This window comes from Micromonospora sp. WMMC273 (assembly GCF_027460285.1).
Taxonomy (GTDB): Bacteria; Actinomycetota; Actinomycetes; order Mycobacteriales; family Micromonosporaceae; genus Micromonospora; species Micromonospora aurantiaca.
Genome location: NZ_JAPZBE010000001.1, coordinates 3,060,656 through 3,087,512 on the forward strand (window position 1 = coordinate 3,060,656; position 26,857 = coordinate 3,087,512).

Annotated in this window: 29 protein-coding genes and 1 pseudogene; 10 read left to right on the forward strand and 20 right to left on the reverse strand. The window is 73.3% G+C overall.

The features are described from left to right. Nucleotides 1-53 precede the first annotated feature (53 nt). A complete protein-coding gene (locus O7611_RS14310; RefSeq protein ID WP_194803485.1) occupies nt 54-1,508 on the forward strand; it encodes an MFS transporter in 1,455 nt (484 codons plus the stop codon). Here O7611_RS14310 and O7611_RS14315 read toward each other — a convergent pair. Continuing rightward, nucleotides 1,481-2,038 carry a helix-turn-helix domain-containing protein gene (locus tag O7611_RS14315; RefSeq protein WP_194803484.1) on the reverse strand — a complete coding sequence of 186 codons (558 nt, stop codon included), beginning with the start codon at nt 2,036-2,038 and terminating at the stop codon, nt 1,481-1,483. The genes O7611_RS14310 and O7611_RS14315 overlap by 28 nt on opposite strands. Before the next feature lie 71 nt (nt 2,039-2,109). Here O7611_RS14315 and O7611_RS14320 point away from each other — a divergent pair, with 71 nt between their 5' ends. Further along, nucleotides 2,110-2,451, forward strand: a complete 342-nt coding sequence (locus O7611_RS14320) for a hypothetical protein (protein WP_269697018.1) — start codon at nt 2,110-2,112, stop codon at nt 2,449-2,451. Beyond that, nucleotides 2,448-3,365: an alpha/beta hydrolase family protein gene (locus O7611_RS14325; RefSeq protein ID WP_194803482.1), complete on the forward strand. Its 918-nt coding sequence runs from the start codon at nt 2,448-2,450 to the stop codon at nt 3,363-3,365. The genes O7611_RS14320 and O7611_RS14325 overlap by 4 nt, the downstream gene beginning before the upstream one ends. A gap of 51 nt (nt 3,366-3,416) precedes the next feature. Here the strand turns inward: O7611_RS14325 and O7611_RS14330 are convergent, their stop codons facing one another. The 5 genes from O7611_RS14330 to O7611_RS14350 all read right to left on the reverse strand — a co-directional run bounded on the left by O7611_RS14330 (nt 3,417) and on the right by O7611_RS14350 (nt 8,261). After that, nucleotides 3,417-3,968 carry a hypothetical protein gene (locus tag O7611_RS14330; protein WP_269697019.1) on the reverse strand — a complete coding sequence of 184 codons (552 nt, stop codon included), beginning with the start codon at nt 3,966-3,968 and terminating at the stop codon, nt 3,417-3,419. Between the two features lie 437 nt (nt 3,969-4,405). Next, entirely contained in the window at nt 4,406-5,131 is a 726-nt protein-coding gene (locus O7611_RS14335) for a hypothetical protein (RefSeq protein ID WP_030275023.1), read from the reverse strand. 211 nt (nt 5,132-5,342) lie between these two features. Then, nucleotides 5,343-6,443 (reverse strand): DUF3626 domain-containing protein, encoded by a 1,101-nt coding sequence (locus O7611_RS14340; RefSeq protein WP_269697020.1) that lies wholly within the window; start codon nt 6,441-6,443, stop codon nt 5,343-5,345. 103 nt (nt 6,444-6,546) lie between these two features. After that, entirely contained in the window at nt 6,547-7,176 is a 630-nt protein-coding gene (locus tag O7611_RS14345) for an MBL fold metallo-hydrolase (RefSeq protein ID WP_194803479.1), read from the reverse strand. Next, complete coding sequence (locus tag O7611_RS14350) at nt 7,173-8,261, reverse strand: S-(hydroxymethyl)mycothiol dehydrogenase (RefSeq protein ID WP_194803478.1); 1,089 nt, start codon at nt 8,259-8,261, stop codon at nt 7,173-7,175. Before O7611_RS14350 ends, O7611_RS14345 begins: the two co-directional genes overlap by 4 nt. Nucleotides 8,262-8,400: 139 nt before the next feature. On the opposite strand from O7611_RS14350, the gene O7611_RS14355 reads away from it, so the two are divergent. Then, a complete protein-coding gene (locus O7611_RS14355; RefSeq protein WP_013476735.1) occupies nt 8,401-8,814 on the forward strand; it encodes a hypothetical protein in 414 nt (137 codons plus the stop codon). Nucleotides 8,815-8,853: 39 nt separating this feature from the next. Here the strand turns inward: O7611_RS14355 and O7611_RS14360 are convergent, their stop codons facing one another. The 6 genes and pseudogenes from O7611_RS14360 to O7611_RS14390 form a co-directional block, all read right to left on the reverse strand. After that, a complete protein-coding gene (locus O7611_RS14360; protein WP_194803477.1) occupies nt 8,854-10,137 on the reverse strand; it encodes an MFS transporter in 1,284 nt (427 codons plus the stop codon). Further along, a complete protein-coding gene (locus O7611_RS14365; protein WP_194803476.1) occupies nt 10,134-10,784 on the reverse strand; it encodes a GntR family transcriptional regulator in 651 nt (216 codons plus the stop codon). Before O7611_RS14365 ends, O7611_RS14360 begins: the two co-directional genes overlap by 4 nt. 69 nt (nt 10,785-10,853) lie before the next feature. Beyond that, nucleotides 10,854-11,030, reverse strand: a complete 177-nt coding sequence (locus tag O7611_RS14370) for an alpha/beta fold hydrolase (RefSeq protein WP_442929391.1) — start codon at nt 11,028-11,030, stop codon at nt 10,854-10,856. Beyond that, nucleotides 10,948-11,694 (reverse strand): annotated as a pseudogene (locus O7611_RS31995) (alpha/beta fold hydrolase); the annotation flags it as partial. The gene O7611_RS14370 and the pseudogene O7611_RS31995, both read right to left, overlap by 83 nt. Next, nucleotides 11,691-12,656 carry an SDR family NAD(P)-dependent oxidoreductase gene (locus O7611_RS14385; RefSeq protein WP_269697021.1) on the reverse strand — a complete coding sequence of 322 codons (966 nt, stop codon included), beginning with the start codon at nt 12,654-12,656 and terminating at the stop codon, nt 11,691-11,693. The gene O7611_RS14385 and the pseudogene O7611_RS31995, both read right to left, overlap by 4 nt. Further along, nucleotides 12,649-14,145 carry a flavin-containing monooxygenase gene (locus O7611_RS14390; RefSeq protein WP_269697022.1) on the reverse strand — a complete coding sequence of 499 codons (1,497 nt, stop codon included), beginning with the start codon at nt 14,143-14,145 and terminating at the stop codon, nt 12,649-12,651. Before O7611_RS14390 ends, O7611_RS14385 begins: the two co-directional genes overlap by 8 nt. A gap of 116 nt (nt 14,146-14,261) precedes the next feature. Here O7611_RS14390 and O7611_RS14395 point away from each other — a divergent pair, with 116 nt between their 5' ends. Further along, nucleotides 14,262-14,942 carry a TetR/AcrR family transcriptional regulator gene (locus O7611_RS14395; protein WP_194803472.1) on the forward strand — a complete coding sequence of 227 codons (681 nt, stop codon included), beginning with the start codon at nt 14,262-14,264 and terminating at the stop codon, nt 14,940-14,942. Here the strand turns inward: O7611_RS14395 and O7611_RS14400 are convergent. Further along, nucleotides 14,917-15,372, reverse strand: a complete 456-nt coding sequence (locus O7611_RS14400) for a hypothetical protein (protein WP_269697023.1) — start codon at nt 15,370-15,372, stop codon at nt 14,917-14,919. The genes O7611_RS14395 and O7611_RS14400 overlap by 26 nt on opposite strands. Continuing rightward, nucleotides 15,372-15,848, reverse strand: coding sequence for a hypothetical protein (locus tag O7611_RS14405; RefSeq protein ID WP_269697024.1), 477 nt, complete (start codon nt 15,846-15,848; stop codon nt 15,372-15,374). The genes O7611_RS14400 and O7611_RS14405 overlap by 1 nt, the downstream gene beginning before the upstream one ends. Before the next feature lie 44 nt (nt 15,849-15,892). Between O7611_RS14405 and O7611_RS14410 the strand changes: the two genes are divergently transcribed. Then, the gene (locus tag O7611_RS14410; RefSeq protein ID WP_269697025.1) at nt 15,893-16,882 is read left to right on the forward strand and encodes a helix-turn-helix transcriptional regulator; all 990 of its coding nucleotides are present in this window, start codon (nt 15,893-15,895) and stop codon (nt 16,880-16,882) included. A 54-nt stretch (nt 16,883-16,936) separates the two neighbouring features. Here the strand turns inward: O7611_RS14410 and pdxR are convergent, their stop codons facing one another. Further along, a complete protein-coding gene (pdxR, locus tag O7611_RS14415) occupies nt 16,937-18,421 on the reverse strand; it encodes a MocR-like pyridoxine biosynthesis transcription factor PdxR (protein WP_194803468.1) in 1,485 nt (494 codons plus the stop codon). A gap of 29 nt (nt 18,422-18,450) precedes the next feature. Here pdxR and O7611_RS14420 point away from each other — a divergent pair, with 29 nt between their 5' ends. Together O7611_RS14420 and O7611_RS14425 are read left to right on the forward strand one after the other, a co-directional pair. Then, a complete protein-coding gene (locus tag O7611_RS14420; RefSeq protein WP_194803467.1) occupies nt 18,451-19,059 on the forward strand; it encodes a LysE family translocator in 609 nt (202 codons plus the stop codon). A gap of 35 nt (nt 19,060-19,094) precedes the next feature. Then, on the forward strand, nt 19,095-19,802 hold the full coding sequence (locus O7611_RS14425) for a B3/B4 domain-containing protein (RefSeq protein ID WP_269697026.1): 708 nt from the start codon (nt 19,095-19,097) through the stop codon (nt 19,800-19,802). A 95-nt stretch (nt 19,803-19,897) separates the two neighbouring features. Here O7611_RS14425 and O7611_RS14430 read toward each other — a convergent pair whose 3' ends face one another. Further along, on the reverse strand, nt 19,898-20,290 hold the full coding sequence (locus O7611_RS14430) for a hypothetical protein (protein WP_269697027.1): 393 nt from the start codon (nt 20,288-20,290) through the stop codon (nt 19,898-19,900). Between the two features lie 93 nt (nt 20,291-20,383). Here O7611_RS14430 and O7611_RS14435 point away from each other — a divergent pair, with 93 nt between their 5' ends. Both O7611_RS14435 and O7611_RS14440 read left to right on the forward strand, forming a co-directional pair. After that, complete coding sequence (locus O7611_RS14435; protein ID WP_269697028.1) at nt 20,384-21,190, forward strand: SDR family oxidoreductase; 807 nt, start codon at nt 20,384-20,386, stop codon at nt 21,188-21,190. 57 nt (nt 21,191-21,247) lie between these two features. Then, nucleotides 21,248-21,817 carry a GNAT family N-acetyltransferase gene (locus tag O7611_RS14440; protein WP_194803463.1) on the forward strand — a complete coding sequence of 190 codons (570 nt, stop codon included), beginning with the start codon at nt 21,248-21,250 and terminating at the stop codon, nt 21,815-21,817. On the opposite strand, the gene O7611_RS14445 is transcribed toward O7611_RS14440, so the two are convergent. From O7611_RS14445 to O7611_RS14460, 4 genes are all read right to left on the reverse strand, one after another. Further along, nucleotides 21,806-22,927 carry an ABC transporter ATP-binding protein gene (locus O7611_RS14445; RefSeq protein ID WP_269697029.1) on the reverse strand — a complete coding sequence of 374 codons (1,122 nt, stop codon included), beginning with the start codon at nt 22,925-22,927 and terminating at the stop codon, nt 21,806-21,808. The genes O7611_RS14440 and O7611_RS14445 overlap by 12 nt on opposite strands. Continuing rightward, nucleotides 22,924-23,988, reverse strand: a complete 1,065-nt coding sequence (locus tag O7611_RS14450) for an ABC transporter ATP-binding protein (RefSeq protein WP_269697030.1) — start codon at nt 23,986-23,988, stop codon at nt 22,924-22,926. Before O7611_RS14450 ends, O7611_RS14445 begins: the two co-directional genes overlap by 4 nt. Before the next feature lie 16 nt (nt 23,989-24,004). Then, nucleotides 24,005-24,994 carry an ABC transporter permease gene (locus O7611_RS14455; RefSeq protein ID WP_269697031.1) on the reverse strand — a complete coding sequence of 330 codons (990 nt, stop codon included), beginning with the start codon at nt 24,992-24,994 and terminating at the stop codon, nt 24,005-24,007. Nucleotides 24,995-25,057: 63 nt separating this feature from the next. Further along, nucleotides 25,058-26,806, reverse strand: coding sequence for an ABC transporter substrate-binding protein (locus O7611_RS14460; RefSeq protein WP_269697032.1), 1,749 nt, complete (start codon nt 26,804-26,806; stop codon nt 25,058-25,060). Between the last annotated feature and the right edge of the window lie 51 nt (nt 26,807-26,857).

Consider the following 26,857-nt stretch of genomic DNA (forward strand, 5'->3'; position numbering starts at 1 on the left):
CGGGCACCGGGTAGCGATCGGAGTCGGGTGATCGACGGTCAGCGGGGGGCACGATGAGCGAGGGCCGGTCGTCGACGCCGGTGCAGGACACCGGGTACGACGGCCGGCGTCGCTGGCGCGCGCTGAGCGTCGGCCTGATCGCGGCGTTCATGACGCTGCTGGACGTCAGCATCGTCAACGTCGCGGTGCCGTCGATCGATCGTGCGCTGCACGCCACGCCGAGCGACCTGCAGTGGGTGCTGTCCGGGTACGCGCTGACGTTCGGCCTGGTGCTGGTGCCGGCCGGGCGGTTCGGCGACGCGCGCGGGCGGCGTACCGCGTTCGTGGTCGGCGTCGGCCTGTTCACGCTGACCAGCGCGCTGGCCGGGCTGGCCCGCTCGCCGGAGTGGCTGGTCGTCGCCCGGCTCGTCCAGGGTGCCGCCGCCGGTGTGGTGAACCCCCAGGTCAGCGGCATGATTCAGGAGCTGTTCCGGGGCTCCGACCGGGGCCGGGCGTTCGGGCTTCTGGGCGCGACGATCGGTATCTCCACCGCCGTGGGTCCGCTGCTCGGCGGTCTGCTCATCCAGCTCGGCGGCGCCGAGCACGGCTGGCGGTGGGTGTTCTTCGTGAACATCCCGGTCGGGATCGTGGCGATGCTGCTCGGCTGGCGGCTGATGCCGTCCCGGCCGACGAATCCGGCCGGACGGGGCCGGCTCGATCCGCTCGGGGTCCTGCTGCTCGGCGCCGGGGTGACGGTGATCCTGCTGCCGCTGGTGCAGCGGGAGCAGTGGCGGGGCCCGGGCAAGTGGCTGCTGATCCCCGTCGGCCTGCTGCTGCTCGCCGGATTCGCGCTCTGGGAGCACCGGTACGGCCGGCGCGCCCAGCCGCTGTTCGACCTGCGGCTGTTCACGGTGCGCTCGTACACGCTCGGCGCGCTGATCGGCCTGATCTACTTCGCCGGGTTCACCGCGATCTTCTTCATCTTCACGCTCTACCTCCAGATGGGGCTCGGCTACAGCGCGCTCGTGGCCGGTCTGGCGATCACGCCGTTCGCGCTCGGTTCGGCGCTCGCCTCCGCGCTCGGCGGCCGGGTGGTCACCCGGTACGGCCGTCCGCTGGTGGCGATCGGGCTGGTGGCCGTGGTGGCCGGGCTGATCGCCACCGACCTGGTGCTGGCCGGCGGGCCGCACGAGAACGTGCCGCTGCGGACCGCGCTGCCGTTGCTCGTCGCCGGGCTGGGCAGCGGCCTGGTGATCGCGCCGAACCAGACGCTCACGCTGTCCGAGGTGCCGGTGCCGATGGCCGGCAGCGGCGCGGGCATGCTCCAGACCGGGCAGCGCATCGGGTCGGCCGCGGGCATCGCCGCGGTGGGCGCGCTGTTCTTCTCGACGCTGGCGCAGGACCGCGGCGACTGGGGTGCGGCGTTCCGCCACTCACTGCTGCTCGCCGCCGGGATAATCGTGCTGGCGCTCGGCGCCGCCGTGGCGGACATCGCGCTCGGTCACCGGCGCTCCGCGGGCCGCTCCTGATCGGCGGCGGGCAGCAGCACTGTGGTGAGCAGCCGCCGGGTGCGGCCGGGCCCGGGGCCGCGCGCCGCGTACTCGGCGAACAGTTCGCGGAACCGGGTGACGAACTCGGCGGTCTCGGCGTCGGTGGCGTGGAACGCGTTCTGCCGGTAGCCGGCCACGTCGCGGGCCAGGTCGGGGTCGCCGCGGTCGAGGTAGACGTCGAAGTCGGCGAGCAGGCCCGCGACGAAGGTGAGGAACGCCTGCCGGTGCCGTTGCGGGCTCATGGCCCGGGCCTCGTCCGGGTCCACCGACGCGGCTGCCTCGACAAGCCGGTAGCTGCGCTCGGTCGCGCCGCGGGCCCGCCGCTCCCCCACCGTGTGCAGCACGCCGTGGTCGGCGAGCGTGGCGACCTGCCGGTAGAGCGTGGCCGGTGGCACGTCGCTCAGCGCGGCGCGCAGGTCGGTGGTGGTGAGCGTTCGGCCGCCCAGGAACGCCTGGACGATGCGCAGCCGGACCGGGTGCAGCAGCAGCTCCACGGTGTCGAGTGCCACAGCGGCTCCCCTTTTTGTTATCGCCTCCGGTAATGTTCTCACTGACGATAACAGAAGCGAGGAGTCCGCCGATGGCCACCATCGACATCACCGCCGACCGCATCGACGTCCGGCTCACCACCGCCGAGAAGATCTGGGCCCTGCGCGGTGACCTGTCGTTCCCCCTATCCGCCGTCAGCGGCGCCGTCGTCGTACCGGACGGTGCCCGCGCCACCCGCGGCATCCGGGCGCCCGGCCTCGGCGTGCCCCGCACGCGCAACGTCGGCACCTGGCGCGGCAGGGCCGGCAAGGAGTTCGTCAGCGTCCGCGGCGGGCAGCCGGCCGTCCGCATCACCCTCACCGGCCAGGCGTACGACTCCCTGCTCATCGGCACCGACGACGCCGACGCCCTGGCCGCGGCGGTGCTGCCGTGACGATCGACAGTCCGCTCGCCGTCGAGTCGGCCGGGCAGCGGCTGTCCGGCACGCTCACGCTGCCCGACGGCGCCGGTCCGCACCCGGCGGCGCTGCTGCTGCCCGGCTCCGGGCCGATCAACCGCGACGGCGACCACCGCCGCCTGCCGCTCGGCATCCAGCGGCACCTGGCCGCCGCGCTGAGCGGGGCCGGGATCGCTGTCGCCCGGTACGACAGGCGGGGCGTCGGCGAGAGCAGCGGCGAGTTCCTGCGTACCGGCTTCCACGACAACGTCGACGACGCGGCAGCGGTGTTCGCGGCGCTGCGCGACGACCCGGCCGTGGACGCCGGGCGGATGTTCCTGGTCGGGCACAGCGAGGGCGCGCTCACCGCTGTCGCGCTCGCCGCGCGTGGCGTACCGGTGGCCGGTCTGGTCCTGCTCTCCGCGCCCGGGCGTACCGGCGCCGAGGTGCTGCGCCGGCAGGCCGGGCGGCTGCTGCCCACCCTGCCCGCGCCGGTACGCCTGGTGTTCCGGCTCACCCGCACCGACCTGGTGGCGAAGGTGGCCCGCAACCACGAGAAGATCCTCGCCACCGACAAGGACGTGGCGTGGGTCGGCGGGCAGCGGCTCAACGCCCGCTGGTTCCGGGAGTTCCTGCGCTACGACCCCCGCCCGGACCTGGCCCGGATCGACGCCCCGATCCTCGCGCTCACCGGCGACAAGGACCTCCAGACCGACCCGGCCGACCTGCCGGTCATCGCCGCCCACGCCGGCGGGCCGGTGCAGACCGGGGTCCTGCCGGACGTCACCCACGTGCTGCGCCGCCAACCAGGTCCGCCGTCGCTGCGGGCGTACCGGGAGGAGGCGAAGCAGCCGCTGGACCCGTCGGTGGTCGAGCCGGTGCTGTCGTGGCTCGCCGCGCACAGCGGCTGAGAGCACGCGAAAGGCCGGCACCCGGGTCGGGTACCGGCCTTTCGTCGGGTCTTACTTGTTCCAGTGCTCGGCGACGATCTCGGCGGCCTGCTTCTCCCACTGCGCGTACGCGTCGGGGTAGGCGCTGACCTGCACGGTCTGCGCGGCCTCGGTCAGCGGCATGTCCTGCCAGCCGTCGACCTGCTTGAGGCCCTTGAGGAACGCCAGCGTCGAGTACTCGGGGTCGGTGATCTGCTCCGGCGTACCCCAGCCGCTGGACGGCCGCTGCTGGAACAGGCCCAGCGAGTCGTGGTCGTTGCGGTCACCCAGGTGACCCAGGTTCTCCAGCTTCGACTCCTGGAGCGCGGTGGCGATCGAGACGACCGCGGCGCGCTCGGGCAGGCCCGCCTTCTTGGTGGCCGCGATGATCGCCTTGGCGTTGGCGAGCTGCTCGTCGTTGAGGTCCACGTGCGACTGCGCGCCCTGCGGGCTCACGCCCTGGACCGCGACGGCGGCCGGCTTGGTGGTCTCCGCCGCGTGGGCGGCGACCGGGCCGGCGAACACGCCACCGGTGAAGGCGAGACCGGCGATACCGAGGATGCTCTTGCGCAGGATCGTGTTCATGGTGGGCTCCGTTCGGGGGTCGACGCATCCGGGGGCGGATGCGTGGGCACCGTCAGGCGCTCAAGGGGATCTCGGGGGTTCGGCAGCGCGGGGCGTGCCGGGTGCATCTGCAACGACCGGCCACCCGGGGTTGTTCCCCCGGGGGCGCTCGGCGGCGCCACTCCGGTCGCGCACCGGGTTACAACGCCCCCCACCCGCCCCCGATTCCGCACGCGCGGTGCCGCCCACCACACCCGAACCGGACACCGCCACCCACCGGCCCGCCCGCCCCGCCCTCGCCCCGGCTCTGCCCCCTCGATCTTGGAGTTGTGGCGCCCAGGATGTCCCGTATCCGAGGTATGCGAGGCACCACAACTCCAAGATCGGCGGGGAGGTCGCTCCCACGCGAGAACGGCCGGCCCCACGAAAGGGCCGGCCGTTCTTCTACGGGTGTCGGGTCACCAGACCTGCTGGACGATGTCCGCCGCCTGCTCCTCCCACTGCGCGTACGCGTACGGGTAGGCGGACACCTGAACGGTCTGCGCGGCGGTGGTCAGCGGCAGCTCGTGCCAGCCGCCGACGTTCTTCAGCGCGTTGAAGAACGCCTTGCTGGAGTACTCCGGGTCGGTGATCTGCTCGGACGTGCCCCAACCGGACGACGGGCGCTGCTGGAACAGGCCCTCCGAGTCGTGGTCGTTGTACGCGCCGAGGTGACCCAGGTTGTACAGCTTCGACTCCTGCAGCGAGGTCGCGACGCCGATCACGGCGCCCCGCTCCCCCACGCCGGTCTCCTTGGCCGCCTCGACGATGGCCTTGGCGTTGTCGAGCTGCGCGTCGTCGAGCGGGATGCGCGACTGCGCGCCCTCGACGCCGTGCGGCACGAGCTTCTCCTTGGCCGGCCGGTCGGCCCGGGTCGGCACCTTGTCCAGGCCGGTGGTCTGGCCGGGCTTGACCGCCTCGGTGGAAGTCTTCTTGCCGGTCGCCAGGTCGATGGCGGCCTTGGCGCCGGCGTGCGGCCCGCTGGTCACCGGCGCGGCCACTGCGACGGGGCCGACGGCCAGCCCGCCCAGAACTGCCACACCCGCCACGCTCAGCGCGGCACGGCGGTTACGGGTGACAGCGGCGGTCTTCGCGACGGCGGTCTTCGCGATGGCGGGGAGCCATCGAGTGAAGTGCTGCTTCACGATGGTTGCCCTTTCGATCGTTACGACGCGCTCCGGGGTGAGCGCCCCTCGAGGGACTACCGCCGGGTAGGTGTTTGGGTTCCGGCGGTACGGGGGACACAACGAGCCCGCCGTGTCGGTCATTCCGGAAATGCCGGGCACGGCGAAGGCTGCGGTCCACGTCACCCGCGATTCCGGACAAGCACGCCGTTCAGCAGGCAGAGCGGGATGATCAGGCCGGACCGCCGAACCGGACCAACACGTGCCAGAGCTGTTTCAGGTGCTGCAGCGTCACCGCGGCCGGTCCCCGGTCGGCCCAGCGCTGCGGCTCGCGTACCACCGAGGCTGCGGCCCGGCCGACGAGCGCCGCGTGCAGCGGCTCCCCCGGGCGGGCGAACTCGGCGTGCACGCGCGCGGCGAGCGGCGGGATGTCCGGGCCCCGGAACTCGGCGTCGACGGCGTCGACCGGCAGCACGAAGCCCGGGTGGAAGCGCAGCGCCATGCCGTGCCGCGCGGCGATCCCCGCCAGGCGCCGTCCCACGTCGGTGCCCCGGAACGACGGGTCGACCACGAGCGCCTCGACGTCGCGGGACAGGTTGATCTCGCCGTGCACCTGCGCCTCGACGTAGTCGTCGAGCGCCCGGCCGACCCGGCCGGACTCCCGTTCCCGGCGGCGCAGCAGCGTCCGCAGCAGTGTGCCGGTGTCCATGCCCGCCACGCCCAGGGCGACGCCGGTGCCGGCGGTGGCGGTCAGAAGCGCCGCGAACACCGGCTCGAAGACGTCGACGGTGCCGAACTCGGTGGGCTCGAGGTGGCTGTCACCGAAGCTGAACGTGGCCCGGGCCAGCACCTCCGGGCGCAGCCGCAGATGGCAGGACCCGAAGCGGGGGCACGCGCCGTCGGCGTGGTCGAGCAGGTTCAGGCCGCCGTACTTCGGGCGCTGCGCCGGCGGCACGCCGGGACGCTGGTACGCGCCGCCGAACATCGCCTGCTCCCACACGTCCCGGTCGCCACCCGGGTACGCGGTCAGGCCGCCGTTGGAGATGCCGGTCTCGAACTGGCTGCGGTAGACGCCCTCCTCCTCGAGGGCCTCGACCACTGTGCGGCCGTCGCGCAGGACCCGGTCGGGGTGGAAGTTCAGCGTCAGGCGCCCGTACCCGGTGATCGCGGCGACGACCTCCTCGTACCGGTAGGTGGTGCCGGAGGCGGCGAGGTGGCGGGCGATGACGGCGAGCGCGGCGGGGCGGTCGCGCAGCGCGACGTCGCGGACGTGGCGCAGCGCGGCGGACTGGGCGTCGGTGAGGGTGGCGACGGGCACGGGCCCGAGTATCACGGGTCGCGCCGCCGCGCGGCCACACGGTTTCCGGGCCGGGCCGGGACGCGCGAGCGGGCCCGGACCGGATCACTCCGGCCGGGCCCGCTCGGGCGTACGGTCCTCAGTGGCCCCGGGCGATCCACTCGTCCAGGTGCGGCGCCTCGGCCCCGATCGTGGTGTCGTCGCCGTGCCCGGTGTGCACCACCGTCTCCGGCGGCAGCGTGAGCAGCCGGGTACGGATCGACTCGACGATGGTGCCGAAGTCGCTGTACGACCGACCGGTGGCGCCCGGTCCCCCGGCGAACAGGGTGTCGCCGGTGAAGACCGCGCCCAGGTCGGGGGCGTGGAGGCTGCAAGCGCCGGGGCTGTGACCGGGCGTGTGCAGCACCCGCAGCGTGGTGCCTCCGACGCTGATCGTCTGCCCGTCGGTCAGCTCGCCGTCCGGTGCCGTGTCCGGGTGCACCATGTCCCACAGCACCCGGTCGGCCGGGTGCAGCAGCACCGGCGCGCCGGTGGCCCGGGCCAGCTCGGGCGCGACGCGGACGTGGTCGTCGTGGGCGTGGGTGGCCACGATCGCGACCACCCGCCGGTCGCCGATCACCTCACGGATGGCGGCCACGTCGTGCGGCGCGTCGAGGACGACGCACTCGGCGTCGTCACCGACCACCCAGACGTTGTTGTCCACGTCGAACGTCTGGCCGTCCAGCGAGAACGTGCCGGAGGTGACGGCGTGATCGACGCGGGCGGTCACGGGAAGACCACCACCGAGCGCAGCACGTCGCCGTGGTGCATCCGGGCGAATGCCTCCTCGACCTGGTCGAGGGCGATCTCCTCGGTGACGAACGCGTCCAGGTCCAGCCGGCCCTGCCGGTACAGCTCGGTCAGCATCGGGAAGTCGCGGCTGGGCAGGCAGTCGCCGTACCAGCTGGACTTGAGCGCGCCGCCGCGGCCGAAGACGTCCAGCAGCGGCAGGTCGACTGTCATCTCCGGGGTCGGCACGCCGACCAGCACGACGGTGCCGGCCAGGTCGCGCGCGTAGAACGCCTGCTTCCAGGTCTCCGGGCGGCCGACCGCGTCGATCACCACGTCGGCGCCGAAGCCGCCGGTGGCCGCGCGGATGGCCTCCACCGCGTCGTCCTCGGAGGCGTTGACGGTGTGGGTGGCGCCGAACTTGCGCGCCCAGTCGAGCTTGCGGGAGTCGGTGTCCACCGCGATGATCGTGGTCGCGCCGGCCAGGGCCGCGCCGGCCACCGCCGCGTCACCGACACCACCGCAGCCGATCACCGCGACCGAGTCGCCCCGGGTCACGTTGCCGGTGTTCATGGCCGCGCCGAGACCGGCCATCACGCCGCAGCCGAGCAGGCCGACCGCCGCCGGCCGGGCCGACGGGTCGACCTTCGTGCACTGCCCGGCGTGGACGAGCGTCTTCTCGGCGAAGGCGCCGATGCCGAGCGCCGGGGTCAGCTCGGTGCCGTCGGTGAGCGTCATCTTCTGCTTCGCGTTGTGGGTGGCGAAGCAGTACCACGGTCGGCCGCGCCGGCAGGCCCGGCACTGCCCGCAGACCGCGCGCCAGTTGAGCACCACGAAGTCGCCGGGCGCCACGTCGGTGACGCCGTCACCCACCTGCTCCACGATGCCGGCGGCCTCGTGGCCGAGCAGGAACGGGTAGTCGTCGTTGATGCCGCCCTCGCGGTAGTGCAGGTCGGTGTGGCAGACGCCGCACGACTGGATGCGGACCACCGCCTCGCCCGGCCCCGGGTCCGGCACCACGATGGTGGTGACCTCCACGGGCGCGCCCTTGCGCCGCGACACGACTCCCCGGACTTCCTGGCTCACAGTGCCTCCCTTGTTGCGTGCTTCTGCACCCCGAACCTACCGCTGATCATGACCCGCGAACCAATGAAGCCCGGCGGATTGTCCTGGTCATGACCGGGTACCCGGTGTGCCGGTTCTACCAGGTGGGACGGGAGTGATCATGAGGCTGTCGCATGCGCCGCTGCGGGTCGCCATCGGCGCGTACATCCTGAACTCCGGGCTGGGCAAGCGGGGCCTGGAGGGTGAGGCCGCCGCGGGCATGCACGGCATGGCGGCCGGCGCGATGCCGCAGTTGCGGCAGATCCCGCCGGACCGGTTCGCGGTGCTGCTGTCGCGGGGCGAGGTCGCGCTCGGCGCGGCGCTGCTCGCCCCGTTCGTGCCTTCGCTGCTGGCCGGGGCCGCGCTCACCGCGTTCGGCGCCGGCCTGGTGCAGCTCTACCTGAAGACGCCGGGTATGCGTGAGGGCAGCAGCCTCCGGCCGAGTCAGGAGGGCATCGGCCTGGCCAAGGACGTGTGGCTGGTCGGCGCGGGGCTGACCCTGGTGCTCGACTCGCTGGTGCGGCACCGGCCCTGAGCGGCCGCGCGCCGACGCCGCGCCCGGCTGCCCGCGTACTCAGGCCGCCGCCGGCACCGCGGCGGCGGCCCGCTCGTCGGCGAGCCGGCGACGGGCGGCGTTGCGGTAGCGCAGCACCTGCGCCGCGCCGAGCGCCCAGAGCAGGAACTGGACGGCGAACGCCCAGCGGAACGCGGACAGCGGCGGCGCGTCGTACCCAGCGGGGGTGGCCAGGTCGAGCACCACGCCGACGCCCAGGATCAGCACGATCGAGGCGACGAAACCGCCGACGTTGACGATGCCGGTGGCACTGCCGATGCGGTGCACCGGGTTGAACGACCGGGCGTAGTCGAACCCGATCATCGAACCGGGGCCGTTCACCGCCAGCACCACCACGAGCGCCACCAGCAGCCAGTGCGGCGCGCGGCCGGGCCAGGCGAGCACCACCGCCCACATCCCGGCGGTGGCGGCGGTGATCGCGAAGACCAGCACCGAGCGGTGGAACGGGTAGCGGCCGCACAGGTGCGCGAGCACCGGCCCGCACACGAGCGTCACCATCGTCATCACGGTGAGCAGCCCGGCCGCCGCGGTGGGCGAGAAGCCCTGTCCCTGCACCAGGAACGGGTAGCCCCACAGCAGCGCGAACACCGCGCCGGAGAACTGCGTGACGAAGTGCGTCCACAGGCCCAGCCGGGTGCCCGGCTCGGCCCAGGCCTCGGCGAGCCGGCGGCGTACGGTGGCCAGGTCGGGGGCGAGCGCGGTGGCGTGCTCGGCGTGCGGGGTGTCGCGGACCGCGACGAGGACCAGCAGCACCACCGTCGCGCCGAGCGCGGCGGCGGTCAGGAACGCCGGGGTCCAGCCCGCGCGGTGCAGCAGCAGCACCAGGGGTACGGCGCCGAGCACCGCACCGAGCTGGCCGACGGTGCCGGTGAGCTGCACCAGCAGCGGGTTGCGGCGGCCGGGGAACCAGAACGCGACGATGCGCAGCACGCTGATGAAGGTCATGGCGTCACCGAGGCCGACCAGCACCCGCGCGGCGACCGCGGCCGGTACGTCGGTGGCGACGGCGAACAGGAGCTGTCCGGCCACCATCAGCGCGCCGCCGGCCAGCAGCAGCCGGCGCGAGCCGTAGCGGTCCAGCAGCACGCCGACCGGCACCTGCATGGCGGCGTAGACGGCGAGCTGGGCGACGGAGAACGTGGCGAGCGCCGCGGCGTTGATGTGGAAGCGGTCCGCCGCGTCGACCCCTGTCACGCCGAGGGAGCTGCGGTGGAACACGGCCGTCAGGTAGGCGGTGACGGCTACCGCGTACACCAGGGCGGCGGGGCGGCGACCCGCGTTCACCGCAGCGTCCCGAGCATCCGCGCGGCGGTGTCGATGTGCGCGGCGACCGCGTCGTGCCACGCCTGCGGGTCGTCGCCGTCGAGCGCGGCGAGCTGACCGGCGTGCTCGGCGAGGGCGACCTCGGCCCAGCCTGGCGAGAGCCGGAAGCTGGCCTCACCCATCCGCAGCTGCCTGTCGCGCAGCCGGTGGTACAGCTCCGCCAGGATCTCGTTGCCGGCCGCCTCGACCACCGCGGCGTGGAACGAGCGGTCGGCGGCCATCAGGGTGGTGATGTCACCGGCGGCGTGCGCGCGGCGCATCTCGTCCAGCCAGCGGGCCAGGTCGGCGCGCAGCTCGGCGCGGCGCGGCCAGACCCGGTCGGCGGCGTGCAGTTCGACCAGGCGGCGGGCCTCGATGACGTCGGCGATCTCCCGGGCCGACACCGGCCGGATCAGCGCGCCGCGTTTCGGGTAGAGCTTGACCAGCCCTTCGGTCTCCAGCCGCAGCAGCGCCTCCCGGACCGGGGTGCGGGACACCCCAGTCGCCTCGGCGATCTCGCCCTCGCTGACGAGCTGGCCACCCGGGTAGACCTGTTCGAGGATCGCCTGCTTGAGGTGCCGGTACGCCCGCTCGGCGGCGGACGGCGCGGTCCGGCTGGGATGCGTCATGTATCTAAGCTTGCTCCCCGGGCTCCCCGGGCGGTCCGGCGCGGGCCGGGACAGTGGCGCGGGCCACGGTCAGGCCCACAGCTCCCGCAGCAGCGCCTCCACCTCGGCGGTCCGCTCGATCTGCGGCATGTGCCCGGTGTCGCGGAACAGGTGGCTGCGCGCGTGCGGCAGCCGGGTGCGGGCGTACGCCAGGTGCGCGGCGGGAAGGATGAGGTCGCGCTCGCCCCAGACGAGCAGTGTGGGCAGGTCGAGCGCGGCCACCGCGTCGAGCAGGTCGGTGCGCCACTGCGGGCGTACGCCGCGCCAGGTGCCCAGGTCGCGGACCAGCTCCAGCATCACCCGGGCGGAGTGCGGCTGCCCGGCCACCGCGAGCGCGACGGCGAGCCGCTCCTCGGTGACGTACGCCGGGTCGTGGAAGATGGCCCGCTCGGTCCGGCGGATGATCCTCGGATCCGGGGCGCAGCAGCAGGCGGGCCAGCGGGCGTACCGCCAGCAGCCGCAGCGCCACAGTCACCTCGCGGCCGAAGCCGGCGCTGTTGAGCAACGCCAGGCTGGCGACGCGCTGCGGCGCGTCGGCGGCCAGCCGCATCGCCACCGCCCCGCCGAGGGAGTTGCCGACCAGGTGCGCCGGGCCGGTCACCCCGGCTGAGTCCAGGAAGCCGGCCACCGCGGCGGCCAGCGCCGGAAGCGTGTGCGGGCCGTCCAGCGGCGCGGAGCCGCCGTGCCCGGGCAGGTCCACCGCGAGCACCAGGTGGTCGCGCGCCAGCGCCGTGTGCAGGGCGGTGAAGTCGTCGAGGGTACGGCCGATGCCGTGCAGCAGCACCACGGGCGGCCCGTCGCCGCTGATCCGGCAGCGCACGCGCCGGCCGTCGACGGTGCGCTCGCCGGCCGGGGGCAGGACGAGCGTCACGCCCGGCGTCCGGGCTCCGGCGCGGTCTCCTCGACGGTCCGGGGAGACGGAACCGGCACGGCGGCGTCGGGCGCCCCGGCGGCGGGCCGGGCCGGGACGGCGGGCGGCGTTTGGGGTGCGGCGCCGGGGCGGGCGGGGCGCTGCCGCATGCCCAGGGCCAGCACCCTGCCGTATCCGGCCGGCGCGACGCGGGCGAGCAGGTCGGGCAGCTTCGCCGACCAGCCGATCAGCACCCGGCCGCGGCGTCGCTGCGCGCCGCGCAGGATCACCTCGGCGGCGGTGGCCGGGTCGATGGTGAGCAGCTTCTCGAACTGCTTGCGCCCGGCCTCGTACTCCTCCCGGGAGACGCCGCTGCCCACGCGGGCGCTGGCCGCGATCCGGGTGCGGATGCCGCCCGGGTGCACCGAGGTGACACCGATGCCGTCGTCGACGAGTTCGTGCCGTAGCGCCTCGGTGAAGCCGCGTACGGCGAACTTGCTCGCCGCGTACGCGGCCTGCCCGGCGGGCGCGATCAGGCCGAACAGGCTGGACACGTTCACCAGGTGGGCGCCGGGTTCGGCCTTGAGCGCGGGCAGCAGCGCGTGGGTCAGGCGGACCACCGCCCGGAAGTTGATCTCGATGACCCAGAGGAACTCCTCCACTGTGACCTGGTCGAAGCGCCCGCCCAGCGCCACACCGGCGTTGTTGATCAGCAGCCGGATCCGGGGGTGCGCGCGGTGGATCTCGGCGGCGACCCGGTCGGTGGCGTCGGCGTCGGCCAGGTCGACCACGTGGGTCTCCACCCGCCGGTCCGGATACGCGGCCCGGATCGCGGCGACGGTGGCGGCCAGGCCGTCGGCGTCCCGGTCGAGCAGCACCAGGTCGGCGCCGCGCCGGGCCAGCCCGCGGGCCAGCGCCGCGCCGATGCCGCTCGCCGCGCCGGTGAGCACCGCCGTGCCGCCGGGGAGGACGAGGTCACGCATCGGTTCCTCCCGAGGTGGTGGCCGCGGTGGCGGGTACGCCGGCGCGGTCGAACCGGACGCCGTCGGTGAGCGGGCCGTGCCGCATCAGGCGTACGTCGCGGGGATAGTTCTGGTGCAGCCGCCACGGCGCCTGCGGTCCCTGCTTGGGCAGCTGGTCGACGGCGCGGAGCACGTAGCCGGACTGCAGGTCGATGATCGGCACCAGGTCGTCGGTGTCCGGGGCGAGCGGTGTGACGATCTGCCGGCCGGTGTCGTCGAGGTGGCGCAGCAGCCGGCAGACGTACGTGGCGACGAGATCGGCCTTGAGCGTCCAGGAGGCGTTCGTGTAGCCGATGGTCATGGCGAAGTTCGGCACGCCGGACAGCATCATGCCCTTGTAGGCCACAGTCGAGGCGAGGTCGACCTCGGCGCCGTCGACCACCAGCGTCATGCCGCCGAGCGCGAGCAGGTTGAGGCCGGTGGCGGTGACCACCACGTCGGCGGGCAGCTCCTCACCGGAGGCGAGCCGGATGCCCCGCTCGGTGAACGTGTCGATGGTGTCGGTGACCACCGACGCGCGGCCCGCGCTCAGCGCGGCGAACAGGTCCCCGTCCGGCACCACGCACAGGCGCTGGTCCCACGGCTTGTAGCGGGGCGAGAAGTGCCTGTCGACGTCGTACCCGGACGGGAGCCGGCCCTTCGCGGCGCGGCGCAGGAACCGCTTCACCACGCCCGGGGCGCGGCGGCTGAGCTGGAAGTTCGCCACGCCGAGCGTGACGTTCTTCCACCGGGCCACCGCGTACGCGGCCTTCGGGGGCAGCCAGCGCCGCGCGGCGTCGGCGAACGGGTCGCGCGAGGGCAGCGCGATCACGTACGTGGGTGAGCGCTGGAGCATGGTGACGTGGGCGGCCCGCTCGGCCATGGCCGGGACCAGCGTGACAGCCGTGGCGCCGCTGCCGATCACCACGACCCGCTTGCCGGTGTAGTCCAGGTGCTCGGGCCAGTGCTGCGGGTGCACGAGCGTGCCGGCGTACTTCTCGATGCCGGGGAACCGCGGCGTGTAGCCCTCGTCGTAGCGGTAGTAGCCGGAGTTGGTGAACAGGAACCCGCAGGTGATGGTGACGTCCTCGCCGGTGTCGTCGCGGTGGGCGTGCACCGTCCAGCGCGCGGTGGCGCTGTCCCACTCGGCGCGCACCGCCCGGTGGTGGAAGCGGATGTGCCGTTCCACGTCGTACTCCCGGGCGGTCTGGCGCACGTACGCCCGGATGGAGTCGCCGTCGGCGATGGCCTTCGGGTCGGTCCACGGCTTGAACGAGTAGCCGAGGGTGTACATGTCGGAGTCGGAGCGGATGCCCGGGTAGCGGAACAGGTCCCAGGTGCCGCCGATGGCGCCCCGGGCCTCCAGTACCGCGTAGGTCTTGCCGGGGCATTCGCGTCCGAGGTGGACGGCGGCGCCGATGCCGGACAGGCCGGCCCCGACGATGAGGACGTCGACGTGGTCTGCGGCCATCGGTTTCTCCCGTTCGCACCGGCGGTGGACCGGACACTATCCATCGCCGTCGACCGCAGTCAACACCGTGTCGAGTCGAATCGACACGGTGTCGAGCGGGTGTAGCATCTGCCGACATGACTACCGCCCGTACGCCGACCGGCGCCGCGCCGACGCGCGGGCGGCGGGCCGGCCGGTCCACCGGCGACGACCGGGAGACCGCGATCCTGGCCACGGCCGAGCGGTTGCTGGCCGAGCGTCCCTTCGCCGACATCTCCATCGACGACCTGGCGCGTGGCGCGGGGATCTCCCGGCCCACGTTCTACTTCTACTTCCCGTCCAAGGACGCGGTGCTGCTCACGCTGCTCGACCGGGTCACCGAAGAGGCCGACGCCGCCGCCGGTGGCGTGTTCGAGCGGCTCGCCGAGGATCCACGCGCCCACTGGCGGGAGCTGATCGCCCGGTTCCACGCCACGTTCGGCGGGCACCGTGACGTGGTGCTGGCCTGCGCCCAGGTGCGCGGCACCAACGCCGAGGTGCGGCGGCTCTGGGCCGAGGTGCTGGAACGCTGGGTCCGCGCGGTGCAGGCCGCGATCGAGACCGAACGCGCCCGCGGCGCGGCCCCGGACGGGCTGCCCGCCCGGGACCTCGCCATCGCGCTGAACTCGATGAACGAGCGCGTCTGGTACGCCACGTTCGCCGGGGACGGCCCGGCGGTGGCCGAGCGGGACGTGGTGGACGTGCTGCTCGACGTGTGGCTCACCGCGATCTACCGGACCACCACGCCGCCGGTCATGCCGTCCGGCGGAACTCCATGATCCAGTTGGTCTCCCAGGTGCGCTCCCCGTCGGTGGAGAACGCCTGTTCCCAGCGGCAGGAGCCGGCGGTGATCGCCGACCAGAGGAACCGGCAGCGCACCGGCCGCCCCTCGTCGGTGTCGTCGGCGTGGAACTCGCCGATGCCGTCGGTGAACCGGCCCACCACCGGCGGCTGCTCCAGCACGCCCCGCGCGCTGTGCATCCAGTAGATCGACCACAGCCCGGTCGACGGGTTCAGGATGCGTACCGAGGAGCCGGAGAAGCCCCGGCTGGGGCAGCGCATCTCGTCGAAGCTGCCGGCGCCGTCGAAGAACGAGTGGGCCTCGCTGACACCGGCGAACTCGTCCCAGTCGTCGCCGCCGACGTGGCGCTGCCGCAGGCGCCGGTTTGTCACGTCCCAGGTGCCGACGAGGAAGTCGAAGTCGCCCATCAGAATCCCACCGGCCCTTCGGGCCGGGCGTCGGCCAGGTAGCCGGCCAGGTCCGGCCGGTCCGGCGCGAGCACGTGCCGGATCCAGGCGGTGCGCTCGTGTTCCAGCACGCCCAGTTCCCAGACGCATCCGACGCCGGGGCGGGTCAGGTCGACGAAGTGCGCCGGGTCGTCGTCCGGGCAGTCCAGCGCGGGCTGCCCGGCGATCGCGATGCGGCACTCGACCACGTTGTCGAAGAACCAGCTGTACGCCAGCAGGTACGCGCCGCTGTCCGCGCCCCGGTGCAGCACCACCCAGCTCGCCGGCGGGGTGGCGCCGTCGGGACCGGGCAGCAGCTTGGGAAGGTACGCGTACGCGGCGTCGACCACCCGCGGTTCGAGGCGGCGGTCCGGCTGGTCCATGTGGTAGCGCTTGACGTGCCGGCCGGCCACCTCGACGGCCCCCGGCACTGTGAGCTCCTTGTCGTGAAAAGCCATGTGGGCACGCTAGGACCGCTCCCCTGACAGCTAGTGTCAGTAGAATGCGGGCCAGTCGACTTCTGTCCATCCTCCTGCTCCTCCAGGCGCACGGCCGGCTCACCGCCGCCGACCTGGCCGCCCGCCTCCAGGTGTCGGCGCGCACCGTCTACCGGGACGTCGAGGCGCTGCACGCCGCGGGCATCCCGCTGTACGGCGAGGCCGGACACGACGGCGGCTACCGGCTCGTGGAGGGCTGGCGGACCCGGCTGACCGGGCTGACCGCCGAGGAGGCCGACCGGCTGCTCTTCGCCGGGCTCCCCGGACCGGCGGCCGAGCTGGGCTACCAGTCGGTCGTCACCGCCGTCCAGCTCAAGCTGCGCGCCGCGCTACCAGCGCCGCTGGCCGACCGGGCGGCCCGGCTGGAGCAGCGGTTCCACCTGGACACGCCGGGCTGGTACTCCGACGGCGACCCGTCGCCGTACCTGGCCGAGGCCGCCGAGGCGGTGTGGCGGCAGCACCGGGTCCGGGTGCGCTACCGGGGCTGGCGGGGCGAGACGACCCGGGTCCTCGAACCGTACGGGCTGGTGCTCAAGGGCGGCCGCTGGTACCTGGTCGCCGCCCGGCCGGACCGCGCCGATCCGGCCACCTACCGGGTCAACCAGATCCTCGACCTGACCCCGCTGGACGAGCCGTTCGAGCGGCCCGAGTTCGACCTGCCGGCCTGGTGGCGGGCGCACGTGGTGGAGTTCCGGGCCGGGCTGCACCGCGACGAGGCGCGTATCCGGCTGTCGCCGCACGGGTTCGCCCGGCTGCGCGAGGTCGGCAGCGACGTGGTGGTGGCCGCCGCCGAGGCGAGCGCCGGCCCGCCCGACGCCACCGGCTGGGTGCACGCGGTCATCCCGATCGAGTCGCTCACCCACGCACACGGCGACCTGCTCCGGCTCGGCGCCGACGTGGAGGTCCTCTCCCCCGCGCCGCTGCGCGCCCGCCTGGCCGAGACCGCCACCGTCCTGGCCACCCTCTACCACCCGCCCACCCCGCCCCTCCGTTGATGATCAAGGACTTCGTGTCCTTCGAGGAGATCGACTCGGACACGAACTCCTTGATCACCGGGGCGGGGTGAGGGTGCGGAGGGCCTCGGCCACCGTGGAGAGGGCTCGGTCGAGGTCGAAGGGCGGGGTCGCCGCGTAGCCGAGGACCAGGCCGGGTGGCTGCGGGCGCTGGCCGTGCCAGGACAGCGGGTGGACCTTCACGCCGCGGCGCAGCGCCGCCGCCGCGAGCGCCCGGTCGTCGACGTCGCCGGACAGGGTGACCATCAGGTGCAGCCCGGCCGCCGCGCCGTGCACCACCGCCCCGGGCAGGTACGCGCGAACCGCGCGGATCATCGCGTCCCGGCGGCGTACGTGCCGGTGCCGCAGCAGCCGCAGGTGCCGTTCCAGCGCCCCGGACTCCATCAGCTCGGCCAGCACGAGCTGCGCCAGCGCCGCGTTGCCGAGGTCGGCCGCCCGCTTCGCGGCCACCGTGTCGGCGTGCAGCGCGGGCGGCACCAGCAGCCACCCGATCCGCAGCGCCGGCGCGAGCAGCTTCGAGATGCTGCCGACGTAGCAGACCCGGTCCGGCGCCATGCCGCGCAGCGCCGGCACCGGCGGACGGTCGTAGCGGTGCTCGGCGTCGTAGTCGTCCTCCACCACCAGGCCGCCGTCGCGCGCCCACCGCAGCAGCCGCCGGCGCCGGTCGCCGTCGAGCACCACCCCGGTCGGGAACTGGTGCGCCGGGGTGAGCAGCACGGCGGGCGCGCCGGACCGCTCCAGCTCGTCGACGCGCAGGCCCCTGTCGTCCACCGGGACCGGCGGTGTCGCCAGCCCGGAATAGGCCAGGTGCTGCCGTACGCCGAGCGAGCCCGGGTCCTCCACCGCGACGGTGTGCGTACCCCGATCGCGCAGCACCCGCGCGAGCAGGCCGAGCGCCTGGGACACCCCGGCCACGATCACCACCTCGGCCGGGTCGGCGCGGACGCCCCGGCTGCGGGCCAGCCAGTTCGCCACCGCCGACCGCAGCGCGGGCGCGCCCGCCGGGTCGCCGTAGGCGAGCGCGGCGGGCGTCATCCGGTGCAGCACGGCCCGTTCGGCCCGCAGCCAGGCCGCGCGGGGAAAGGCCGCCAGATCGGGTACGCCGGGAGTCAGGTCCACCTCGGCGGGTACGGCGCGCAGCTCGTCGAAGGCGTCGAGTCCGGGCCGGCCGGCGAACACCTCCGCCGCTCTCCTGGGCCGGGGCGGCCGGGTGACCACGGCGGCCGGTGAGGCGACCACCACCGTGCCGGCCCGGCCGCGCCCGGCCACCTGCCCGTCCTCGGCCAGCCGCTGGTACGCCTCGGTCACCACGCCCCGGGAGACACCCAGCTCGGCGGCGAGCACCCGGCTGGCCGGCAGGCGGGTGCCCACCGGCGCCCGGCCGTCGGCGATGGCCGATCGCAGCCGGGCGGCCAGCCAGTCCGCGCGGCCGCCTGGGGGCGCCTCGCCGACGTCGAGCTGGAGGAAGTCCGCACCGGCCGTTTTGGACTTCTCGATGACGACAGCTTTGGCCCTGTCCATCGGACCATTATGGTCACAGGCTGGACCTTATGACAGTCGCCTTCCTGCTGACCTCGCTCGTCGTCGCGATCACGCCGGGCACCGGGGTGATGCACACGCTCGCCAACGCCGTGACCGGCGGACGCCGGGCCGGGCTGGCCGCTGCCGCCGGCGGCACGCTCAGCCTCGTCCCGCACGTGATCGCCGCGGTGACCGGCCTGGCCGCCCTGCTGCGCGCCGGCACGCCGGCGTTCCGCGTGGTGACCTGGCTGGGTGTGGCGTACCTGCTCTGGATGGCCTGGTCGGCGCTGCGCGACCGGGGCACGCTCACCGTCGGCGGCGACCGGCCCCCACGTCCGACGTCAGCGGTGTTCCGGGACGGGGTGCTGCTGAACCTGCTGAACCCGAAGGTGACGGTGTTCTTCGTGGCGCTGCTGCCGCAGTTCGTACCGCCGGACGCGCCCGCCGCCACCGTGCGCATGCTCGCCTGCGGCCTGGTGTTCATGGCTGTCACGCTGCTGGTGTTCGCCGGGTACGCCCTCCTGGCCGGCGCGCTGCGCCGCCGGGTGCTGTCCCGGCCCCGGCTGACCGGGCTGCTGCGGCACGCCTTCGCCGGCGGTTTCCTCGTCCTGGGCCTCGGCCTCGCGTTCACCGCCTGACCCGTACTCGCTCGCCCGTAGAAGGAGTCTTTCCCGTGCGCTTCCGGCACTCCCCCGAGATCTGGTCGGCCTATCCGGAGCTGACCTGCGGCGTCCTGCACGCCGGCGGCGTCACGCCGGACGTCGACGTCACACCACTGTCCGCCGGGCATCTCGGCGCCGCCCGGGACCGGCTCGCCGCCGGGCCGGAGGGTGGCTTCCCGGAGATCCAGGCGTGGCGCCGCGCGTTCGCCCGGATGGGTTGCCCGCCGACCCGCTACCGCTGCGCGGCCGAGTCACTGCTGCGCCGGTTGCGGCGCGACGGCGACCTGCCCCGGCTGCACCCGCTCGTGGACCTCGGCAACGCGCTCTCGGTCCGGTACGCGGTCCCGGTCGCCGTGCTCGACCTGGCCGGGATCGACGGCGACCTGACCGTCCGCGCGGCCGACGGCACCGAGTCCTACCTGGGCCTCGGCGGGGAGTCCGAGCAGCCCGCGTCCGGCGAGGTGATCTTCGCCGACCAGGGCGGGAACGCGCACGCCCGGCGCTGGTGCCACCGGCAGAGCGGCACGTCGGCGGTACGGGCCGGCACCGCCGAGGTGCTTATCGTGGTCGAGGCGATGCACGACGGGGCGGCGCCGACCGTACGCCTGATGCTGGACGAGCTGGCGGCGGCCCTGGACGAGCTGTGGCGCGTGCCGTCGCGGACGGCGCTGCTCACCGCTGACGCGCCCGAGTTGGCCGTGCCGGTCCGGACGGGCTGACCCGCCCTCGTAAGCGACGGCCGGTCGCGCGGCGTGCCGCCGGTGCGCAGGTTCCGGGCGTCCGGCGACGACGCCGGCAGGTGCCCGGCTCGTCGTCAGGCGTCGGGGGCGTCGGTGCGGTCGCGCGCCATCAGCTCGTCGAACTCGGCCGGGGTGATCTCGCCGGTGCGCAGCCGCCGGGCGTTGGCGGCGAACCGGGCGATCGCCGCGCCGCGCGGATCCGGCTCGGTCAGCACACCGGCGTCGGCGGTCAGGGCGCTCGCGGCACCCGCCACGTCGTGCGGATCGGCCAGGTCGACCGGCTCGCCGTGCAGCTCGCGCAGCGCGTCGGCGAGGCGCGCGTCGGCGGCGTCGCCGGTGCCCCACCAACGCCGGGCGAGATCGGCGGTGCGGCCGAGCGAATCCTCGCCCACCCGTTCGGCGCCCATCTCGGCACGCATCATGCGCAGGAAGCGGACTGTCACGGCATCGGAGTCATCGGCGATCACGCCCGTACCCTAGCGAGCGGGTCCGACGAAACCGCCGGGTGAGCCGGGGTCGTCCGGCCGGTTGAGGTGGCCGCCCGCGGGTAGTGCGCGGACATGCCCGAACGATACGAGGACTACGACCGCGTCGCGATCGTCACCGGCGCGGACTCCGGCATCGGCAAGGCGTGCGCGGTGGCGCTCGCCGAGACCGGTTACGACATCGGCGTCACCTGGTACGGCGACGCCGCGGGCGCCGGCCGCACCGCCACCGAGGTGCGTGCCACCGGCCGCCGTTGCGAGACCGTCGAGCTGGACCTGACCCGGCTCCCCGAGGCGGCGGCGGTCGTCGACGAGCTGGCCGACCGGCTCGGCGGCCTGGGCGTGCTCGTCAACAACGCCGGTACCGGCCTGTCCGAGCCGTTCGTGGACGTGAGCTGGGCGAAGTGGCGCGAGGTGCTGGCGGTCGACCTGGACGGCCCGTTCCTGTGCTCGCAGCGGGCCGCCCGGCGCATGCGCGCGGCCGGACGGGGCGGCCGGATCATCAACATCACCAGCGTGCACGAGCACGCGCCCCGGGTCGGCTCGTCGGCGTACTGCGCGGCGAAGGGCGGGCTCGGCCTGCTCACGAAGGTGATGGCGCAGGAACTGGCGGCCGACGGGATCACCGTCAACGCGGTCGCGCCGGGTGAGATCGCCACGCCGATGACCGGGCAGGAGGACGTCGACCCGTTCACGCAGGACCGGCCCGGCGTGCCGGTGGGACGTCCCGGTGACGCCCGGGAGGTGGCGGCGGTGGTGGCGATGCTCGCCTCGCCGGCTGCGGCGTACGTGACGGGCGCGTCGTGGGCGGTGGACGGTGGGATGCTGGTGATGGGGCCGCAGGCGTCTGCGCTGCCTTCTGATTCGTGGCGTTCCGTCTAGGCGGTCAGCCCGGCGCGGGGGCAGCGGGCGGCCCGGCCCGTCACTACGGTGCGGAGGATGCAAAGTTCCGATCCGCTGGTGGCCGGCGTCGTGCACAAGGCGCCCGGCTCGACCGTACGACTGCGCCCGGTGGCCGAGGACGACCTGGCGATGCTGCGCCGTTTCGCTGTCGAACCCGGGCTGATCGGGCTCGACTGGGCCGGCTTCCGGGACGCCGCCGCTCCGGCCCGCCGCTTCGCCGAGGACGGCTATCTCGGCGAGCAGGTGGGCGGCCTGATCGTCCAGGTCGAGCCCCCCGACGTCGCGGCCGGATTCCTCAGCTATCGCCAGGGCCAGCACGGCGGGCGGGCACCGTACTGGGAGATCGGCATCGTGCTGCTGCCCGAATGGCGCGGCCGGGGTCTCGGCTGGCGGGCCCAGGCGCTGCTCTGCGACTACCTGTTCAGCCACACCCCGGCGCAGCGCATCCAGGCCGGCACCCACCCCGAGAACCTTGCCGAGCAGCGATCGCTGGAGAAGGCCGGCTTCCAACTGGAGGGGGTCTTGCGGGCCTGTGAGTTCCGGGCCGGCGCCTGGCGTGACGGGTGGCTCTACAGCCGGCTGCGCGACGACCCGTCACCGCTGTGACCGCTCGGCGTCCCCTGGCCAACGTGCGGGCTCGGCTCCCATGACCGCATCGAATGGCGTGTGCCTCTCCGGGTAGTGGCAGGCGGTGAGCTGCCCGCCGTCGTCGCGGGTGGTCAGTGCGGGTTCTTCGGTGGCGCAGTGGTCGGTGGCTTTCCAGCAGCGGGTCCGGAAGCGGCAGCCCGATGGTGGGTTGAGTGGGGTGGGCACGTCGCCGGTGAGGCGGATGCGGCCGGCGGGTCCGAGGGTGGTGACGTCGGGGATGGCGGACAGCAGCGCCCGGGTGTAGGGGTGCTGGGGGCGGGTGTAGATGGTGTCGCGGTCGCCGATCTCGACGATCTTGCCGAGGTACATGACGGCGACGCGGTGGCAGAAGTGCCGGACCACGGCCAGGTCGTGGGCGATGAACACGAACGCCAGGTCCAGGTCGCGTTGCAGGCTGCGCAGCAGGTTGATGACCTGCGCCTGGATCGACACGTCCAGCGCCGAGACGGGTTCGTCGGCCACGATCAGTTTCGGCTTCAACGCCAGGGCGCGGGCGATGCCGATGCGCTGGCGTTGCCCGCCGGAGAACTCGTGCGGATACCTGTTGTAGTGCTCCGGGTTCAACCCGACGAGTTCGAGGAGTTCCTGGACGCGGTGTTTGACGCCGCCGGGTGGGGTGATCCGGTTGACCTGCAACGGCATCGCCACGATCCGCCCGACCGTGTGGCGCGGGTTCAGCGACGCGTACGGGTCCTGGAAGATGATCTGCAGGTCCTGCCGCAGCCCGCGCAACTCACCACGTTTCGCATGCGTGATGTCCCGCCCCGCGAACGCGATCGACCCGGCCGTGGGCTCCAACAGGCGGACCAGCATCCGCCCGGTCGTGGTCTTCCCACACCCCGACTCCCCCACCAGCCCGAGCGTCTCGCCCGGCCGCACGTCGAAGTCCAGCCCGTCGACCGCCCGCACCGCACCCGTGCTGCGCAGGCCCTGCCGGACGGGGAAGTGCTTCGTCAGACCGCGCACCGACAGCAGCGGCTCGGCCGCGAGCCGGGCTGCGTCGCCCGGGCCGCTTACCGCCCCCGAGGCGCCCACCACCGGCGCCTGTCCGTTCGCCACCACGTTCATCGGGCCACCCCCACCTGTGCGACCTCGTCGCGGTAGATCCGCTCCCGCGCGGCGACCGGCAGGTGACACGCCACCAGATGCCCGGCCGTGCCCGCCGAGACCAGCTCGGGCACCTCGGTACGGGACCGGTCGCCGTTGACGTCGGCCCACCGGCACCGCGGATGAAACGCACACCCCGACGGCAGATTGATCAGACTGGGCGGGTTACCCGGGATCGGCACCAGGTCCGCATCCGCGTCACCGTGCAACGACGGCACACTCGACAACAACCCCCACGTGTACGGATGCTGCGGCGCCCGCAACACCCGCTCCACACTCCCGTGCTCCACCCCCCGACCCGCATACATCACCAACACGTCATCAGCCACCTGACTGACCACACCCAGATCGTGAGTGATCAACACGATCGCCGACCGGAACTCCTCCTGCAAATCCGCCAACAGATCCAGGATCTGCGCCTGCACCGTCACATCAAGCGCCGTCGTCGGCTCATCCGCGATCAACAAATCCGGATCGTTCACCAGCGCCATCGCGATCATCGCCCGCTGCCGCATCCCACCCGAGAACTCATGCGGATACTGCTCGAACCGCTTCGCGGGCTGCGGGATACCGACCCGCCCCAGCATGTCCACCGCCCGGCTGCGGGCCTCGCGTCGGCCGGCCTTCGGGTGATGCACCCGATACGCCTCCGCGATCTGCCTACCCACCGAGTAGTACGGATGCAACGCCGACAACGGATCCTGAAAGACCATCGCCATGTCCCGGCCCCGCAGCCGCCGCACCTCCTCCTCACCCAACCCCACCAACTGACGCCCACCCACCGAGATCTCCCCCGAGATGGTCGTGCGCTTCGCGTTGTGCAAACCCAGAATCGCGAGGGAGGTGACGCTCTTACCGGAACCGGACTCACCCACGATCCCCAACGTGCGACCCCGCTCCACAGCGAACGACACCCCGTCCACCGCCCGCACCACACCGTCCTCGGTGTCGAACCGCACCCGCAGATCCTCGACCCGCAGGTACGGGCCCTCGCCGCGACGCGGCGCCGGAAGCTCCACCATGTCCGTCTCCTCCTCCTCAGCCCAGCCGGACCCGTGGGTCGATCACCGCGTACAGCACGTCGACGACGATGTTGGCGACCACGATGAACACCGCCGCCAGCAGCACCGTCGCCATCACCACCGGCAGGTTGAGGAACTGCACCGCCTCCACAGTCGCCTTCCCGAGACCCTGGAGGCCGAAGATGGTCTCGGTGATGAACGTGCCGCCGAGGCTGGTGCCGATGTCCAGCCCGGCGATCGTGACGATCGGTGTGATCGCCGCCCGCAGCGCGTGCCGGGTGTGCACCGTCCGGGCGGGTAGGCCCTTCGCCCGGGCGGTACGGACGAAGTCCTCCGACAACGTCTCCAGCATCTGGGCCCGGGACAGCCGGGCGTACAGCGCGGAGTTGAGGAAACCGAGCGTCATCCAGGGCAGCAGCAGTCCGGCCGCCCAGCGCAGCGGACTCTCGGTCAGCGGCGTGTAGCTGGGGAACGGCAGCAGGCCGGTGGAGTAGACGAGCAGGTAGAGCAGGATCAGACCGAAGAAGTAGACCTGCATCGACGCCCCGGCCAGGGTGACGCCGATGGCGGCGCGGTCAAACGCCGTACCCCGGCGCAGTGCCGACACCATGCCCAGCGAGATACCGAGGCCGAGCCAGAGCACGGCGCCGCCGAGGACGATGCTGAACGTCACCGGGGCGCGCTGGGCGACGATCTCGGTGACCGGCTGGTTGTTGCGGAACGAGTAGCCGAGGCAGGGCGCCGGGCAGTCCTGCCGGAAGTCGCCCTCGCCGTAGGTCCGGCCGGCGAAGACGCCGCCGACGAAATCGGCGTACTGCCGGGGCAGCGGCTGGTCGATGCCGAGGCGGCGCTCGACCTGGGCGATGTCCTCGGCCGTGCAGTTCTTGCCACACATCACCTTCGCCGGGCTGCTCGGCACCGCGAAGAACAGGCCGAACGTGACAAGGCTGATGACGACCAGGGTCAGGGCGGCGACGAGCAGCCGCCGTACGACGAAACGGAGCACGGGAGCACCTCCCCCGGGGTGGGCGCGGGGGCGACCGCCGTGACAGCCGCCCCCGCGCGGCTGTCACTTCTTCACATAGATGCCGTTGAGCGAGATGATCCCGAACGCGTCGCTGAGGAAGGCGTTGCCGACCTTCGAACCGTGCAGCTCGTAGGTGGCGTCGTAGTAGCAGGGCACCACAGGCGCGTACTTCTCCATGATCATGCGGTCGAGCGCCATCCAGCCGGCGTCCTGCTCCGCGGCCGGCAGGTCGCGAACCCGGTCGATCTCCGCGCTCACAGACGGTTCATTGAGGTACGACAGGTTCTGGTTGCCCTCGGCCACGATCTCCCGTCCGTCGTAGACCGGCGGGATGACAGTCGAGCCGGTGGGCCAGTCCGAGCCCCAGCCGGTGAGGTACATGTCGTACGGGTTGTCCTTGCGGCCGACCTCGTCGTAGTAGCTGCTGTTGTCGATCGGCTTCATCACGATGTCGAAGCCCATGTCGGTGAGGTTCTTGCGCAGTGCCTCGGCCTGCTGGGTGCGCAGTTCCAGGTTGGAGTGGGCGAGGACCAGCTTCGGCCGCTTGCCGGCGAGCAGCTCGGCGGTCTTGGCCTTGTCGCCGGTGACCGGGGCGTTGAACAGGTCGTAGGGGACGAAACCGGCGGTGGTGGGTGACATGAGCGTGGTCGCCGGGGTGCCGGCGGCCTGCCCGCCGAGCACCTTGAGCAGGGCGTCCTTGTCGACCGCGTAGTTCAGCGCCCGCCGTACGCTCAGGTCGGTGACCCGCTGGGTGTTGATGCTCAGCACCCAGTTGTACTGCGTCGGACCGCGCACCACCCGGTCGGCGACGCCGGATCCGGTGGTGCGGGGCAGCACCGACGGCGGCACGTCCGACCAGCTCAGCGCCGCCTGGTCGGCCGGCCCGTCGGCGACCAGGCGCTCGGCGATCTGGGCCTGCTCCAGGCCGAACGTCATCCGGATCGCGTCCGGGTACGCGTTGCGGATCGGGTCGGTCGCCGGATCCCAGTTCGGGTTGCGTTCCAGCTCCAGCGACACGTCGCGCTGGTAGGTCTTCACCCGGTACGGCCCGGACGAGAACGGCCGCAGGTCGTAGTTGGCGCGGGTGTCCTTCGCCGCGGGCACGGGCGCGCTGGTGGGCAGCGCCGCGGCGTACGGCAGGTCGCAGTGCGGCTGCGGGAAGGTGAACCGGATGGTCCGGTCGTCGGGGGTGGCGACGCCGTCGGGCACCGGCTTGCCACCGTCGTACGGTCCCTTGTAGGTCGCGTTGTACGCCCCGCCCGGGTAGAGCCACTGCTGGATGTAGTGCGGGCCCTCGTTGAGGTTCGCCGCGAACGACCTGGCGATGCCGTGGGCGACGTCCTTGCTGGACACGGGCGTGCCGTCCTCGTACTTCACGCCGTCGCGGAGGGTGAACTCCCAGACCTTGCAGTCGCCGTTGACGTCCTTGCCGGGGTTGGTGGCCAGGTCGCCGACGAGCAGCAGCTTGCCGGTGCCGTCCTCCTTGTAGCCGTTGAGCGAGCGGTAGAGCAGCCCACCGGCGACCTGCTGCACGTTGACGTAGTTGCGGGCCGGATCGAGGTGCTCGAAGTCGGCCGGCTGCATCACGGTGAGGGTGCCGCCGCGGGTCGCCCCGGCGACGTCCTTCGCCGGGCCCTGGTTGTCGGCGGCCTCGTACGAGATCGATCCGCTCTGGGTCTTGGTCTTCTGGTCGTCGCCGCCCCCGCCGTCGTCGGTGGTGGGGCTGCAGCCGGCGGCGGCCAGCGCCGCCGCGGCGAGGACACCTGTCAGTGTCCGGGTTCGTGCGCGCACGGTGTGCTCCTTCCTGCCCGGCGGCCCCCGCCGGCCGGGCACTGATGGCCG